The following is a 14,022-nucleotide window of genomic DNA, read 5'->3' as shown; positions in this document are numbered from 1 at the left end:
GGCACTCCGGTCGTACTCGCTCAGCACCCCGGCCGCACCTCCTCGCTCACCCGCCGCACGTCCTCGTACTCCGCCGCGAGGCCCGCCCAGCGCTCGGACGCCACCCGGACCGGCACTCGGAACGCCGCCCGGACCGGCATCCGGACCGTCGTCCCAGGGCCTGCCCGGACATCCGCCCCGAAGCCACTCCGCGTCCACGACACATCCGTAACGCATCGACGATCCGCGTCCGCGACGCGCCGCACCACGCCCGCACCACGCCCGCGACGAACCCGCGACGAACCCACTCCGACGCCGATCCGGAGCCTTCCCGAGGCCGTCCCGAAACCGTCGGAGACCTACTCTCCCGAACCCAACCTCCGTTAGCTAACAGCCCGATAACTGAAGACATATCTCTATGCCCTCTCCCTTGACACCCCCGCGCCGAGCGACGAACCTTCAACACATCACCTGTGGGAGCGCTCCCACAGTACCTGACACATACACATCCCGCACGTTCCCCGCCCGAGCCGCAGCGTGAACTAACGGGCCCAACAATGCAGTTGGCCGGGGGGTCGGCACGTCAGGCAACAGGAGGACGCAATGCTCACGAGTACCCGCGGGTCCCGCAGGCTGATGACCCTCGCGGTCGTCGCCGCGCTGACGACGGGGCTGCTCGCCGGCTGCGCCGAGGACTCGGACGACGGCTCGTCGAACTCGGACGGCGGCAGCGGCGGCGGTGGCAAGACCACGCTGACCATCGGCACTTTCGGAGTCTTCGGCTACAAGCAGGCCGGCCTCTACGACGAGTACATGAAGAAGAACCCGGACATCACCATCAAGGAGAACGTCACCACCAAGACCGACGTGTACTGGCCGAAGACCCTGACCCGTCTGCAGGCCGGTTCCGGTACCGACGACATCCAGGCGATCGAGATCGGCAACGTCGCCGAGGCCGTGCAGACGCAGGCCGACAAGTTCGTCGACCTCGGCAAGGAGGTCGACAAGTCCCAGTGGCTGGACTGGAAGACCGCGCAGGCCACCACCAAGGACGGCAAGACGATCGCCCTCGGCACCGACATCGGCCCGATGGCGGTCTGCTACCGCAAGGACCTGTTCAAGAAGGCCGGCATCGAGACGGACCGCACCAAGCTCGCCGCGCAGTGGAAGGGCGACTGGTCCAAGTTCGTCGACCTCGGCAAGGACTACATGAAGAAGGCGCCGAGCGGCACCAAGTTCGTGGACTCCGCCTCCTCGGTCTACAACGCCTCGCTCGGTGGCGAGACCGAGCGGTACTACGACAAGGACGGCAACGTCATCTGGGACAAGTCCACGGGCGTGAAGCAGGCCTGGAACGACGCCATGACCGTGGCGACCAGCAACATGTCGGCGAAGCTGAAGCAGTTCGAGGACCCGTGGAACCAGGCTCTCTCCAAGGGCAGCTTCGCGGCGCTGGCCTGCCCCGCATGGATGATCGGCTACATCCAGGAGAAGTCCGGTGAGTCGGGCAAGGGCAACTGGGACGTGGCGGCGGCGCCGACCGCGGCCAACTGGGGTGGCGCGTTCGTCGGTGTGCCGACGGCGGGCAAGCACCAGAAGGAGGCCATCGCGCTGGCGAAGTGGCTGACCGCACCCGAGCAGCAGGCGAAGGTCTTCGCCAAGCAGGCGAGTTTCCCGTCGACCCCGGCGGCTTACCCGAACCTGAAGCCGCTCGCCGCGACCACGGCGTTCTTCTCGGACGCGCCGATCGCACAGATCTTCTCCGACTCGGCGAAGACCATCCCCACGCAGATCTTCGGCGTGAAGGACCAGCCGATCGGCACCGCGATCAACGACATCGGCATCGTGCAGGTCGAGCAGAAGGGCAAGACCCCGGCCCAGGGCTGGGACGCGGCCAAGGCTGAGATCAAGGACGTGCTCGGCCAGTGACCAGCTCCAAGCAGGCTCTCGCGCGAACAGCGACGAGCGCCGACGCCGCGCCCGGCCACCAGCCGGGCGCGGCGTGCCGTGCTCACGGTCGCGGTACACCGCCCCCGGACCCCGACTCCTGGCGCAGTCGGCTGTACCGCTGGGACATGAAGGCGTCGCCGTACGCGTTCATCGCCCCCTTCTTCATCTTCTTCGGGGCCTTCGGGCTCATCCCGCTGCTCTACACGGCCTGGTACTCGCTGCACAACGTGCAGTTGTCCAACCTGGACAACCAGACCTGGGTGGGCCTGGACAACTACAAGAACCTGCTGTCCTCGGACTTCTTCTGGAACGCGCTGCAGAACACCTTCACCATCGGTGTGATCTCGACCGTGCCGCAGCTGATCATGGCGATCGGAATCGCGCACCTGCTCAACTACAAGCTGCGTGGCTCCACCGTGTGGCGGGTCGTGATGCTCACCCCGTACGCCACCTCGGTGGCGGCGGCGACCCTGGTGTTCGTGCTGCTGTACTCCTGGGACGGCGGCATGATCAACTGGCTGCTGCACTTCGTCGGGATCGACCCGGTCAACTGGCGGGAGTCCGACTGGGGTTCGCAGTTCGCCGTCTCCTCGATCGTGATCTGGCGGTGGACCGGCTACAACGCCCTCATCTACCTCGCGGCGATGCAGGCGATCCCCGCCGATCTGTACGAGTCGGCGTCCCTGGACGGCGCGGGCCGCTGGCAGCAGTTCCGCCATGTAACGATCCCGATGCTGCGGCCGACGATCCTGTTCACGGTGGTCGTCTCCACGATCGGCGCGACGCAGCTGTTCGGTGAACCGCTCCTGTTCGGCGGGCTCAGCGGCTCCAAGGGCGGCTCCGAGCACCAGTACCAGACGCTCGGCCTGTACATGTACGACCAGGGCTGGATCATCGGCAACCTCGGCAAGGCGTCCGCGATCGCCTGGACGATGTTCCTGATCCTGCTGATCGTCGCCGCGATCAACCTGCTGATCACCCGACGGCTGAGGAAGTCCCAATGACCACAAGTGAACTGACGCCCCCTCAGGTGCAGGAGGAGACAGCGGGGAAGGCCGGCCGGAACGGCTCCGGGCGCCGTCGGATGCTCGGCGCGGGCAAACAGCTGCACGCGGGCCCCCTCACGTACGTCGTCCTGGCCGTCTTCGCCCTCGTCTCGCTGGCACCGCTGCTGTGGACGGTGGTCGCGGCCTCGCGCACCAACGCGCGGCTCGCCCAGTCACCGCCGCCGCTGTGGATCGGCGGGAACCTGTTCAAGAACCTCGAGACCGCGTGGGAGGAGGCGGGCCTCGGCACCGCGATGCTCAACAGCACGATCGTCGCCGGGACCATCACCGTCGGCACGGTCCTGTTCTCCACGCTCGCCGGGTTCGCCTTCGCCAAGCTGCGGTTCAAGTTCTCCAACGTCCTGCTGCTGCTGACCATCGGCACGATGATGATCCCGCCGCAGCTGGCGGTCGTACCGCTGTATCTGTGGATGAGCGAGCTGGGCTGGTCCAACCAGCTGCAGACGGTCATCCTGCCCACCCTGGTCAGCGCCTTCGGTACGTTCTTCATGCGGCAGTACCTGGTACAGGCGCTGCCCAGCGAGCTGATCGAGGCGGCGCGGGTCGACGGCGCGAGCAGTCTGCGCGTCGTGTGGCACGTCGTCTTCCCGGCGGCGCGGCCGGCGATGGCCGTGCTCGGGCTGCTGACGTTCGTGATGGCCTGGAACGACTTCCTGTGGCCGATCATCGCGCTCAACCAGCAGAACCCCACCGTGCAGGTCGCCCTGAACTCGCTCGGCACCGGCTACGTCCCCGACCAGGCGGTGATCATCGCGGGCGCGCTCCTCGGCACCCTGCCGCTGCTCATCGCCTTCCTGCTGTTCGGCAGGCAGATCGTGGGCGGGATCATGCAGGGCGCGATCAAGGGCTGAACCGCCGCACCCGCCTTCGCCCTGCGGAGTCGGCCCTTGCGGTGTCCGGCCGGACGGGGCGAACCGCCGCGCCCGGCCGAAGGGGCCGAGCCGCCGCTGCCTCGGCCCCTGCCACTCCCCCTCCGACCCTATATCCCTGGTCTTCTACGACCTTTCCTCCCATGGGAGCGCTTCCATGCCTGAGCCCGCAACGCCCGTGACCTTCCCGCCCGCCTTTCTCTGGGGCGCGGCCACCTCCGCGTACCAGATCGAGGGGGCGGTGCGGGAGGACGGCCGTACGCCCTCGATCTGGGACACCTTCAGCCACACCCCCGGCAAGACGGCGGGCGGCGAGAACGGCGACATCGCCAACGACCACTACCACCTGTACCGCGACGACGTGGCCCTCATGGCGGAGCTGGGCCTGACCGCGTACCGCTTCTCGGTGTCGTGGTCCCGGGTGCAGCCGACCGGCCGCGGCCCCGCCGTCCAGCGCGGCCTGGACTTCTACCGCCGCCTGGTCGACGAGCTGCTGTCCCACAACATCAAGCCCGCGCTCACCCTCTACCACTGGGACCTGCCCCAGGAGCTGGAGGACGCGGGCGGCTGGCCCGAGCGCGACACGGCGCTGCGGTTCGCCGAGTACGCGCAGATCGTCGGCGAGGCGCTCGGCGACCGTGTCGAGCAGTGGATCACGCTCAACGAGCCCTGGTGCAGCGCGTTCCTGGGCTACGGATCCGGGGTGCACGCTCCTGGGCGTACGGACCCGGAGGCGTCGCTGCGTGCCGCGCACCACCTCAACCTGGCGCACGGGCTCGGGACTTCGGCGCTGCGCACCGCGATGCCGGCCCGCAACAGCATCGCCGTGAGCCTCAACTCGTCTGTCGTCAGGCCGCGTTCGCAGGATCCGGCGGACCTGGTGGCGGTCCGGCGTATCGACGACCTGGCCAACGGCATCTTCCACGGCCCGATGCTGCACGGCGCGTACCCTCAGACCCTGCTGGCCGACACGTCGTCGGTCACGGACTGGTCGTACGTCCTGGACGGCGATCTCGCCCTGATCAACCAGCCGTTGGACGCGCTGGGCCTCAACTACTACACGCCGACGCTGGTCGGCGCCGCCGACACCGCCCTGAGCGGCCCGCGCGCGGACGGCCACGGCGCGAGCGACCACTCGCCGTGGCCGGGCGCGGACGATGTGATGTTTCATCAGACTCCGGGCGAGCGTACGGAGATGGGCTGGGCCATCGACCCGTCGGGCCTGCACGAGCTGATCATGCGCTACACGAGGGAGGCCCCCGGGCTCCCCCTCTACATCACCGAGAACGGCGCCGCGTACGACGACAAGCCCGACCCGGACGGCCGCGTCCACGACCCGGAGCGCATCGCCTACCTCCACGGCCATCTGTCGGCCGCACGGCGGGCGATCACCGACGGCGCGGACGTCCGCGGCTACTACCTGTGGTCCCTCATGGACAACTTCGAGTGGGCGTACGGCTACGACAAGCGCTTCGGCGCGGTGTACGTGGACTACGCGACCCAGGCCCGTACGCCGAAGTCGAGCGCCCTCTGGTACGGCGAGGCGGCCCGGACGGGAGCGCTTCCGCCGGCGAACACGACCGAATAGCCCTTCCCTCAGGGGGGACCCGGGCGGGGGACGGGGCGCGGCACTGTGAGGGGAGTGCCGCGCCCCTCCGCGAACCCCGGCCGGGTGGGGGGCAGGCCGGCCGGGGCGCGTAACCCCCGTGCGGGGATGGCTGCTTGGGCTTCTTACGGGCTGCTCGTCGGTCTGCTTGGTTGCCCGTCGGTCTACTTGTAGGCGGCGAGGGCCTTCGAGAAGGCGTGGGGGTCCTGGAGGATCGAGCTGCAGGTCGCGTCGGCGGAGGGCTTGGTGCCACCGGGGCACTGCTTGTCGCGGGTGGCGGACCACATGGAGAGCCAGCCGATCCCCTTCGACCTGGCGAAGTCCACGAGCTGGGTGGCGTCGTCGACCTTGAAGATCTCCGTCACCACGTCGTTGACGCCGATCATCGGGGTGACGGCGACCGCCTTCCAGGCGGCGGACTCGGACAGGCCCAGAACTCCCTTGATCTGCGCCTGCGTCGCCGTCGCGGCCTGTTCCGCGTAGGTGCCCATGTCGCCGCTGTACGCCGGGCCGTAGTCCATCGCCATGATGTTGACCGTGTCGATGCCGACGCCGTTCGACTTGGCGTTGGACAGGAGGTTCACGCCGTCCTGGGTGAGCCCTTCGGGCATGACGGGGAGGGTGAACGAGACGTCCAGGTCCGGGTGTTCGGCCTGAAGCGTGGCTATCGCCTTCGCCCGGCGGGTGTTGGCCGCGGTGTCGGGGAGCGCGCCGCCCTCGACGTCGAAGTCGACCTTCGTGAGCCTGTACGCGTCCACCACCTTCTCGTACGCCGCCGCGAGGGCGTCCGCCGACGGGCAGTTGAGGGCCAGTTCCGAGCCGGCCGCGCCGCCGAAGGAGACTCGGACGTCGCCGCCCTTGGCGCGCAGGGCGCCGATCTGCGCGGCGACCGCGTCGGTGCCGAGGTCCGTCACGCCGCCCCACTTGGGGGTGCAGCCGCCGCCGTCCGTGACGAAGGCGAGGTTGTAGTCCTTCACGCCGGTGGCCGTCGCGGCGGCGACCAGGTCGAAGGCGGGGTAGAGGGAGGTGTCGACGTAGGGCGCGAAGCCGGCGGTGGCCGCGGTGCCGTCGCCGGTGGACTCGGAGGGCGAGGCGGTGGGCGAGGCCGCGGTGCCCGACGTCTGGGAGGCGGTGGCCGTGGGGGTCGTCGCGGTGGGTTTCGGTGCCCCCGTCCCAGTGCCCGTCCCCGTCCCCGTCGGGCGGCCGGTCGGTTCCGGGGTCGCCCCGTCGTCCACCGAGCACTTGGCGTCGTCGATGAGGCAGCCGGTGGGGGTGCCGGAGCCGTTCACCACGAAGCCGACCGTCACCGACTCGCCCTTGGCCAGCCCGTCCTTGTCCCAGGCGGGCGGCCTCACGGTGACGTGCCGGCCGCTCACGCTCGACTCGCCGTTCCACAGCGAGCTCAGCTTGGCACCGGACGGCAGGTCGAACTCCAGCGTCCAGTCCGGCTTCGCCGTGCCGGTGTCGTTGGTGACGACGTACTGCGCGGTGTAGCCGGTCGACCAGTCGCTGGTCCTGGTGTAGGCGGCGCCGACGCCGGCCGCCTGTGCCGTACCGGAGAACACCAGGGCTCCACCGCCGACCACGGCCGCGGCGACCACGCCTCCGATCGCCTTGTTCCTGCCGTTGACCGTGCGCCGGTGGGTGCTCATGGGCGTGCCTGCCTTCGCTGTTCCGGGAGTCCCCGAGGGGGTCACGGAAGGGGGGTGGGGTGCGGCAGCACGCTAGCGAGCCGGAAACGGGCAAACGGCCTGATCCGGACGGGGGTTGGGGATCTTAGGGTGCGCTTAAGGAAGGGATCGGGACCGGTTAAAGGTCGAGACCAATTTGGCCGACCGGCGTCGGCGCACCGAGCCCCGGTGACCTCGCCGCTCGGGCTCCCGGCCGTCGAGCTGGATCCAGATGCGGACCTCGGTGCCGCCCAGCACGGAGCGCCCGATCCGTACGTCCCCGCCCGTCGACTCCGCGAGCCGGCGCACGATGTCGAGGCCGAGCCCGGTCGAGCCGTCGCTGCCCGATCCGCCGCCCCGCGCCATCGCCGCCTCGGGGTCGGTGATGCCCGGGCCCGCGTCCGAGACGAGCACGATGACGGCGTCCTCGCCGTTGTGCACGTCGACCGCGAAGGCCGTGCCCTCGGCGGTGTGCCGGAACACGTTCCCGAGCAGCGCGTCGAGCGAGGCCACCAGGTCGGCGCGGGCCACGGGTATCCGTACCGGCCGGTCGACCCCGGCCACCCGCACCTTGCGGCCCTCGTCCTCAGCGAGCGCCGACCAGAAGTCCATCCGCTCCCGGACGACCTCGGCCGCGTCGCACCCGGCGCCCACCCCTATCGCCGCGGTCTGCGGCTTGGCGTCCCGGGCGGTCCGGATGATCGTGTCGACCTCGCGCTCCAGCTGCGCGACGGCGGCCCGGGTCTGCTCGGCGGCGGGCCCGTCCCCCAGCGAGGCCGCGTTCAGCCGCAGCACCGTCAGTGGCGTACGCAGCCGGTGCGAGAGGTCGGCCGCCAACTCCCGCTCGTTCGCCAGTAGTTGGACGACCTGGTCGGCCATGGAGTTGAAGGCGACCGCCGCGAGCCGCAGTTCGGTCGGCCCCTCCTCGGGCACCCGGGCGCCCAGCTTCCCCTCCCCCAGTTCATGCGCGCTCTCCACCAGTCGCCGCGCCGGCTGCACCATCCGTACGCCGAGCCGGTCGGCCACCGCGACCGAGCCGACGATGAGCGCTATGCCGACCCCGGCGAGCACGGCCCAGGCCGTGGCCACGCCGTTGGTGACCTCCGACTCGGGCACGTACACCTCGACGACGGCGATCTTTCCCGAGCTCAGCGCGACGGGCTGGAGCAGCGTGGAGCCGCCGGGGACCTCGGTGGTGGAGGCCCGGCCCAGCTTCCGGGTCGTGGCGATGTCCTTGCCGACGGCGCGCTGGCGGCCGAGGTCGACCGCCTCCACACCGTCGCTCGCGGGTATGTGGACGGCCATCCCCGCGTCCGAGCCCGCCGAGGCGACGACCTTCTCCAACTGGTCCCGGTCGGTGGTGATGGAGAGGGCGGGGGCGATGGCCGCGGCCTCCCGCTCGGCGTTCGAGAACGCGCGGTCCCTTGCCATCTCCCTGATGACGAGCCCGAGCGGCACCGCGAAGGCCACCACGACCATGGTGGTGACGGCCACACAGACCTTGACGAGTGCCCACCTCATCGCGGCGGCTCCGCTCCCGGGGGTCCCGGCGGCTCCAGCTTGACACCCACTCCGCGCAGGGTGTGCAGATAGCGCGGGCGGGCCGCCGTCTCGCCCAGCTTCCGCCTCAGCCAGGACAGATGGACGTCGATGGTCTGGTCGTCCCCGTACGACTGCTGCCACACCTCGGCAAGCAGTTCCCTGCGGGCCACGACGACCCCGGGCCGCCCGGCGAGGAAGGCCAGCAGGTCGAACTCGCGCCGGGTCAGATCCAGGCGTACGCCGTCCAGTTCGGCCTGGCGGCGCAGCGGGTCGATGGACAGACCACCGACGCGGATCTCCGGCGACGGCGGGGCCCCGCCGGCCGAGGAACGGGCGCGGCGCAGCACCGCCGCCATGCGTGCCGCCAGGTGCTCGACCGAGAACGGCTTGGTCAGGTAGTCGTCCGCGCCGTCGTTCAGCAGCCGCACGATCTCGGTCTCGTCGTCCCGCGCGGTCGCGACGATCACGGGCACGTCGGTGATGCCGCGCAGCATCTTCAGCGCCTCCGACCCGTCCAGGTCGGGGAGGCCCAGATCCAGGATCACGACGTCGAAACGGAAATGGGCGACCTCGCGCAGCGCCTCAAGTGCCGTACCGACACTGCGCACCGTGTGCGCGGCCTCGGTCAGATGCCGGATGAGGGCGGAGCGCACGAACTGGTCGTCCTCGACCACGAGCACACTTGCCATGGCCCGCACCGTACGCCATAAGAGTTGGGCCGGTCCGGGGCCTGTGGATAACCGCCCGGCAGTACGGACAGGGGCATTGGCAGCGGCACCGACAGCAGTGCCGACAGGGGACATGTGTGGGGCGCGTGGGGCAGTATGGCCCGCGATGCGCAGAGGACTCGTACACGGTTTGGCTTGGTCGCTCGCCACGGGCGCGGCGGTCACGCTGTCGTGGTGGGGTGTCCACACGGTGATGGCGGGGACGGCCTACGACCCGCCGCGCGCGCTGCCGATCACGGCGGACGGGACGACCGCGCAGGGCGCGAAGCCGCTTGCCTCCTCGACGAGTCGGCCCGAGTCCGGACCCGGGCCGTCGAAGAGCCGCGAGCCGAATGCGGGGCGTTCGCCCTCCGCCCCGTCTTCGTCCGCATCCCCTCCCCCGCCCTCCTCGCCCTCGAAGTCGACGGCCGCCGGTCCAGGGGCCGGCGCGGGTGCCTCCGGCGAGGTGAAGAGTTACGACACCGATGGGGGCCGGGCCGTGTTCGACCTCGGCAAGTCGTACGCCTCGCTGGTGTCCGCGACGCCCGCGTCCGGGTGGTCGATGCAGGTGTGGAAGACCGAGACGTGGATTCGGGTGGAGTTCTCGGCCGGGGCGGATCGGGTTTCGGTGTTCTGCACGTGGCACGACTCCGCTCCGCGGGTTGAGATCAACGACTACTGAGTGAGCTGCGGAGTTCGTTGTTCGTCTGCGGGCACCTTCGCCACCCCGAGTGGAACAGTTGACGGGATATCTACCGGAACACCGACGGCGGGGGTGCCGGTGAGGCGACCGCCGCCGCGTCCGTCACCGGGGTCGCTCCGCCGGTGAAGTCCCGCAGAGCCCTGCCGTGTTCGACTCTTGCCGGGTGCGGGTCGGAGGCGGCGCGGCGGGTCAGTTCCGGTACGGGGAGGGGGAGCGCCGAGCCGATCAGGACGGCGTTGCCGAAGCGTTTGCCGCGCAGGACCGTCGGGTCGGCGATGAGGGCGAGTTCGGGGAAGACACCCGCGGCGGTGGCGATCTGGCCGCGCAGATGCGCGAGGGGCGGGCCGTCGGCGAGGTTGGCGGCGTACAGGCCACCGGCGTTGACGACCCGGCGTACGTCGGTGAGGAACTCGCCCGACGTCAGATGCGCGGGGGTGCGTGCCCCGCTGAACACGTCCGCGATGACCAGGTCCGCCCAGCCGTCAGGCACCTTGGCGAGCCCTTCGCGCGCGTCGACGGAACGTACGCGGATCCGGGCGTTCGGGTCCAACGGCAGTTCCCTGCGGACCAGTTGGACGAGCGCCGCGTCGCGTTCGACGACCTGCTGGGTGGAGCGGGGCCGGGTGGCGGCCACGTACCGGGCGAGGGTGAAGGCGCCGCCACCGAGGTGCACGACCTGTACGGGCTTGCCGGGCGGGGCGACGAGATCGATGACGTGACCGAGCCGACGCTGGTACTCGAAGCTCAGATACGAGGGGTCGTCGAGGTCGACGTGCGACTGCGGGGCCCCGTCGATGAGCAGCGTCCAGGCGCGCGCCCGATCCCGGTCGGGCATGAGCTCGGCAAGCCCCCCGTCCACACTCTCGACGACGGCAGAGGCGGCAACACGTCTGTCACCGCCCCGCTTGTCGTCCGCCCGCTTGTTCTTAGCCCGTGCCATCCACCCATTATCGACGGCACCGGTCGGTTCGGCCCAGCGACAGCAGGCTCCCGCCCCCGCCCGGCCTCAACGGCAGTTGTCCGCCGCCTCGATCAACCGGGCCGCCTCCCCCAACGCCGCCCGCAGCACAGCCGGATCGGTGGCCAGCTCGGCCTCCCCAGGAGGCAACAGCCAGTCCGACCCCTCGACCGGCGGCTCCGGCGCCAGCCGAAGCCCCCGCCCGTCCGTCCGCGTACACGTACTGCCCGGGACGTCCCAGGCGGAAGCCGTCCCCGACGGCACCAAAAAGCCGAGCGTGTCGCAGCTGTCGTCGTGCAGGACGGGGCCGACGGCCTCCGCCGACGCACCGCGCCGCAGGATGTCGACCGCCTCCAGCCCCTGCCGAGCGGGGACGGTCACGAGATCACAAGGATCGCCGCTCTGCCTGCTCTCCATCCTGGCCTCCACCACGGAACCCCTCCTCGATCGGGCACACCGCATGGTTCAACGCCGTGCGGCGTCAACGGCTACGGCGAAACTCGGCCGCAAAGGATGGCAGTTCATGGCAGATCAGGGATGAGATATCCGTTTTGTAGCCAAACCCCGAGTGGTGGACTCGTCACAGCGGGTACGTTCGTGCCCGCTGGAAACACAGGTGCGGCCAGGTCGACAACATGATCAACTCGCCCCGTTTCCGGCATGGTTCGACGGTTCGTGAGAGAGGGCCCGGCCATGGCGTCGTCACCGATGACCTCGTCGTCCCAGTCACCTCGGCCGACGCGGCCGAATCTCGTCTTCCGGCGGCTGCGCGGTCAGCGCTCGCCGGGCGAGTTCGCCGCGGCGGTGCGACGGGCCGCCCGGGAGATCGACGAGCAGGTCAGCTGCGACGCGCGCTACATCGGGCGGGTCGAAGCGGGAGAGATCCGGTGTCCCAACTACGCGTACGAGCGGGTGTTCCTGCACATGTTCCCCGGCCGGACGCTCACGGACCTGGGCTTCGTGCCCCGTTCGGCGGTACGCGGCCGGGGGGCGCGCACCTTCGAGGAGGCGCCCGACCCGCGCACCACGAGCCCGATGTACGCCCCGCATGAGACGGACGGGGCGTACGAGCCGTATGACTCCACGTACGCCACGCACGAACCGAACGACCGGTATGACCCGCACGAGATCGACGACCAGAACCACGAGGAGAGCGACGTGCAACGTCGCGCATTCATGAGCGGCGGTACCGCCACCGTGGCGGCCGCCTCACTGGGCCCCATAGGGCTCGCGTTCAGCGGCTCCGCCGCGGCCGCGGACCGTTCCGCGCGCCGGGCAGGCGAGGCCGAGGCGGGAGCGCTGGAGGAGGCCGTACGCAAGATCCGGCTGCTGGACGACCGGCACGGCGCCGACGGGCTGTACCGCAGGGCGTCGGCTCCGCTGCGGGCCGCGTACGCCCTGCTGGACGCGGGCGCCGCGCGGCGGGCGACCGCCGAGCGGCTGCACACGGGGGCCGGTGAGCTGGCCATCTCCGTGGGCTGGCTGGCACACGACTCGGGGCGTTTCGAGGACGCGCGTTCGCACTACGCGGAGGCGCTCGCGACCGCCCGGGTGGCCGGGGACCCGGCCCTGGAGGCACACGCCTTCTGCAACACGTCCTTCCTCGCGCGGGACGCGGGGCGGCCGCGCGAGGCGGTCCGGGCCGCCCAGGCGGCCCAGTACGCGGCACGTCCGCTGGGCTCGTCGCGGCTGCTGTCGCTCCTCTCGCTGCGCGAGGCGGGCGGCTGGGCCGGGCTCGCCGACCGCAGGGGCTGCGAACAGGCGCTGACCCGAGCACAGGCGCTGTACGGGCGCGGCCCGTGCGACACCGATCCGGAGTGGATGAGCTTCTACGGAGACGCCGAGTTGGCCGGTCTGGAGGCCCAGTGCTGGTCGACGCTGGGCGACTGGTCGCGCGCTGCCCATCAGGCACGGCGCGCGACCCGGCTCCAGGACCCGCACTTCACCCGCAACCTCGCGCTCTACACGGCCGAGCTGGCCGACGACCTGGCCCGCGCCGGGCACCCCGACGAGGCGGCGGCGGCCGGGCTGCGCGTCCTGGACCTGCTGGACGAGGTCCAGTCGTCCCGCGTGCAGACGATGCTGGCGGGGACGGCCCGGGTGCTGCTGCCGCACCGCCGCGCGTCGGGGGTGTCGGACTTCCTGGAGCGGCACGGGGCGCTGCCTCGACCGGCCTGAGCGGGTGCGCTCCGCGGTCGGGGCCTTGTGACATGGCTGCGGGCCGATGGGGGTCGATCGCGCAGTTCCCCGCGCCCCTTGAGGGCCCGGGTGCCGCGACCGGACTACGCCGCCAGGTGAGCGCAGTCGTTCCACGTCTCGATCGCGGGCTCTCCGTAGGCCCAGCCCAGGACCGAGAGGGACGTCGGGTTGAGGCGGATACGGGCCGCGAAATCGATGTCCAGGCCGAGCCAGCGGGCGCCGATGGAGCGCAGGATGTGTCCGTGGGCGAAGACCAGTACGTCACGGTCCGCGGAGCGGGCCCACTCGACGACCTCGTCCGCGCGCGCGGAGACCTCGGCGAGGGTCTCGCCCCGGGGCACCCCGTCCCGCCAGATCAGCCAGTCGGGACGGCCGGCCCGGATCTCGTCGGGGGTCATGCCCTCGTACGCGCCGTAGTCCCACTCCATGAGCGTGTCCCAGGGGGTCGCCCGGTCGCCGAACCCGGCGAGTTCGCAGGTCTCACGCGCGCGTGCCAGCGGACTCGTACGGATCTCCACCCCGGGCAGGCCGTCCAGCGGGGCCCTGTGCAGGCGCTCCCCGAGCAGTTTGGCGCCGCGCCTGCCCTCCTCCAGGAGGGGGACGTCGGTCCTGCCGGTGTGCTTGCCGGACAGCGACCATTCCGTCTGTCCGTGCCGGGCCAGCAGGAAACGCGGTGCCATGGAAGGGGCCTTTCGGGGAAGATCGAGCGGTGAACCGCAGGGGAACGAGGGGTGGATCGATCCATCATCGCTCACTCACAGGTTTGGCAACC

12 protein-coding genes are annotated in these 14,022 nt (G+C 70.7%); 6 read left to right on the top strand and 6 right to left on the bottom strand.

Features of this window, described 5'->3' with window-relative positions; genetic code table 11:
- The first annotated feature begins 582 nt into the window (after positions 1 to 582).
- From ACH4YP_RS16405 to ACH4YP_RS16390, 4 genes are all read left to right on the top strand, one after another.
- Positions 583 to 1,908, top strand: coding sequence for an ABC transporter substrate-binding protein (locus tag ACH4YP_RS16405; RefSeq protein WP_361059745.1), 1,326 nt, complete (start codon positions 583 to 585; stop codon positions 1,906 to 1,908).
- On the top strand, positions 1,905 to 2,933 hold the full coding sequence (locus ACH4YP_RS16400) for a carbohydrate ABC transporter permease (protein ID WP_398490949.1): 1,029 nt from the start codon (positions 1,905 to 1,907) through the stop codon (positions 2,931 to 2,933). Before ACH4YP_RS16405 ends, ACH4YP_RS16400 begins: the two co-directional genes overlap by 4 nt.
- Positions 2,930 to 3,847: a carbohydrate ABC transporter permease gene (locus ACH4YP_RS16395; protein WP_398490948.1), complete on the top strand. Its 918-nt coding sequence runs from the start codon at positions 2,930 to 2,932 to the stop codon at positions 3,845 to 3,847. Before ACH4YP_RS16400 ends, ACH4YP_RS16395 begins: the two co-directional genes overlap by 4 nt.
- A gap of 175 nt (positions 3,848 to 4,022) precedes the next feature.
- On the top strand, positions 4,023 to 5,453 hold the full coding sequence (locus ACH4YP_RS16390) for a GH1 family beta-glucosidase (RefSeq protein ID WP_361059750.1): 1,431 nt from the start codon (positions 4,023 to 4,025) through the stop codon (positions 5,451 to 5,453).
- Positions 5,454 to 5,635: 182 nt separating this feature from the next.
- Here ACH4YP_RS16390 and ACH4YP_RS16385 read toward each other — a convergent pair whose 3' ends face one another.
- The 3 genes from ACH4YP_RS16385 to ACH4YP_RS16375 all read right to left on the bottom strand — a co-directional run bounded on the left by ACH4YP_RS16385 (position 5,636) and on the right by ACH4YP_RS16375 (position 9,372).
- Positions 5,636 to 7,123 (bottom strand): cellulose binding domain-containing protein, encoded by a 1,488-nt coding sequence (locus tag ACH4YP_RS16385; protein ID WP_398490947.1) that lies wholly within the window; start codon positions 7,121 to 7,123, stop codon positions 5,636 to 5,638.
- A 135-nt stretch (positions 7,124 to 7,258) separates the two neighbouring features.
- The gene (locus tag ACH4YP_RS16380) at positions 7,259 to 8,662 is read right to left on the bottom strand and encodes a sensor histidine kinase (RefSeq protein WP_398490946.1); all 1,404 of its coding nucleotides are present in this window, start codon (positions 8,660 to 8,662) and stop codon (positions 7,259 to 7,261) included.
- On the bottom strand, positions 8,659 to 9,372 hold the full coding sequence (locus ACH4YP_RS16375) for a response regulator transcription factor (RefSeq protein ID WP_361059759.1): 714 nt from the start codon (positions 9,370 to 9,372) through the stop codon (positions 8,659 to 8,661). The genes ACH4YP_RS16380 and ACH4YP_RS16375 overlap by 4 nt, the downstream gene beginning before the upstream one ends.
- A gap of 145 nt (positions 9,373 to 9,517) precedes the next feature.
- Here ACH4YP_RS16375 and ACH4YP_RS16370 point away from each other — a divergent pair, with 145 nt between their 5' ends.
- On the top strand, positions 9,518 to 10,072 hold the full coding sequence (locus ACH4YP_RS16370) for a hypothetical protein (protein ID WP_398490945.1): 555 nt from the start codon (positions 9,518 to 9,520) through the stop codon (positions 10,070 to 10,072).
- 70 nt (positions 10,073 to 10,142) lie between these two features.
- Here the strand turns inward: ACH4YP_RS16370 and ACH4YP_RS16365 are convergent, their stop codons facing one another.
- Together ACH4YP_RS16365 and ACH4YP_RS16360 are read right to left on the bottom strand one after the other, a co-directional pair.
- Positions 10,143 to 11,033, bottom strand: a complete 891-nt coding sequence (locus ACH4YP_RS16365; protein WP_398490944.1) for a spermidine synthase — start codon at positions 11,031 to 11,033, stop codon at positions 10,143 to 10,145.
- A 66-nt stretch (positions 11,034 to 11,099) separates the two neighbouring features.
- Positions 11,100 to 11,468: a hypothetical protein gene (locus ACH4YP_RS16360; RefSeq protein ID WP_361059806.1), complete on the bottom strand. Its 369-nt coding sequence runs from the start codon at positions 11,466 to 11,468 to the stop codon at positions 11,100 to 11,102.
- A gap of 276 nt (positions 11,469 to 11,744) precedes the next feature.
- Between ACH4YP_RS16360 and ACH4YP_RS16355 the strand changes: the two genes are divergently transcribed.
- The gene (locus ACH4YP_RS16355) at positions 11,745 to 13,229 is read left to right on the top strand and encodes a hypothetical protein (RefSeq protein ID WP_398490943.1); all 1,485 of its coding nucleotides are present in this window, start codon (positions 11,745 to 11,747) and stop codon (positions 13,227 to 13,229) included.
- Positions 13,230 to 13,333: 104 nt separating this feature from the next.
- Here ACH4YP_RS16355 and ACH4YP_RS16350 read toward each other — a convergent pair whose 3' ends face one another.
- Positions 13,334 to 13,930, bottom strand: a complete 597-nt coding sequence (locus ACH4YP_RS16350) for a histidine phosphatase family protein (protein ID WP_361059767.1) — start codon at positions 13,928 to 13,930, stop codon at positions 13,334 to 13,336.
- Positions 13,931 to 14,022 lie beyond the last annotated feature (92 nt).

The sequence above is a fragment of the Streptomyces sp. NPDC020747 genome (genome assembly GCF_044334695.1).
Lineage (GTDB): Bacteria > Actinomycetota > Actinomycetes > Streptomycetales > Streptomycetaceae > Streptomyces.
The sequence above is the reverse complement of the archived record's forward strand: the minus strand, read 5'-3'. Positions and strand labels throughout refer to the sequence as shown.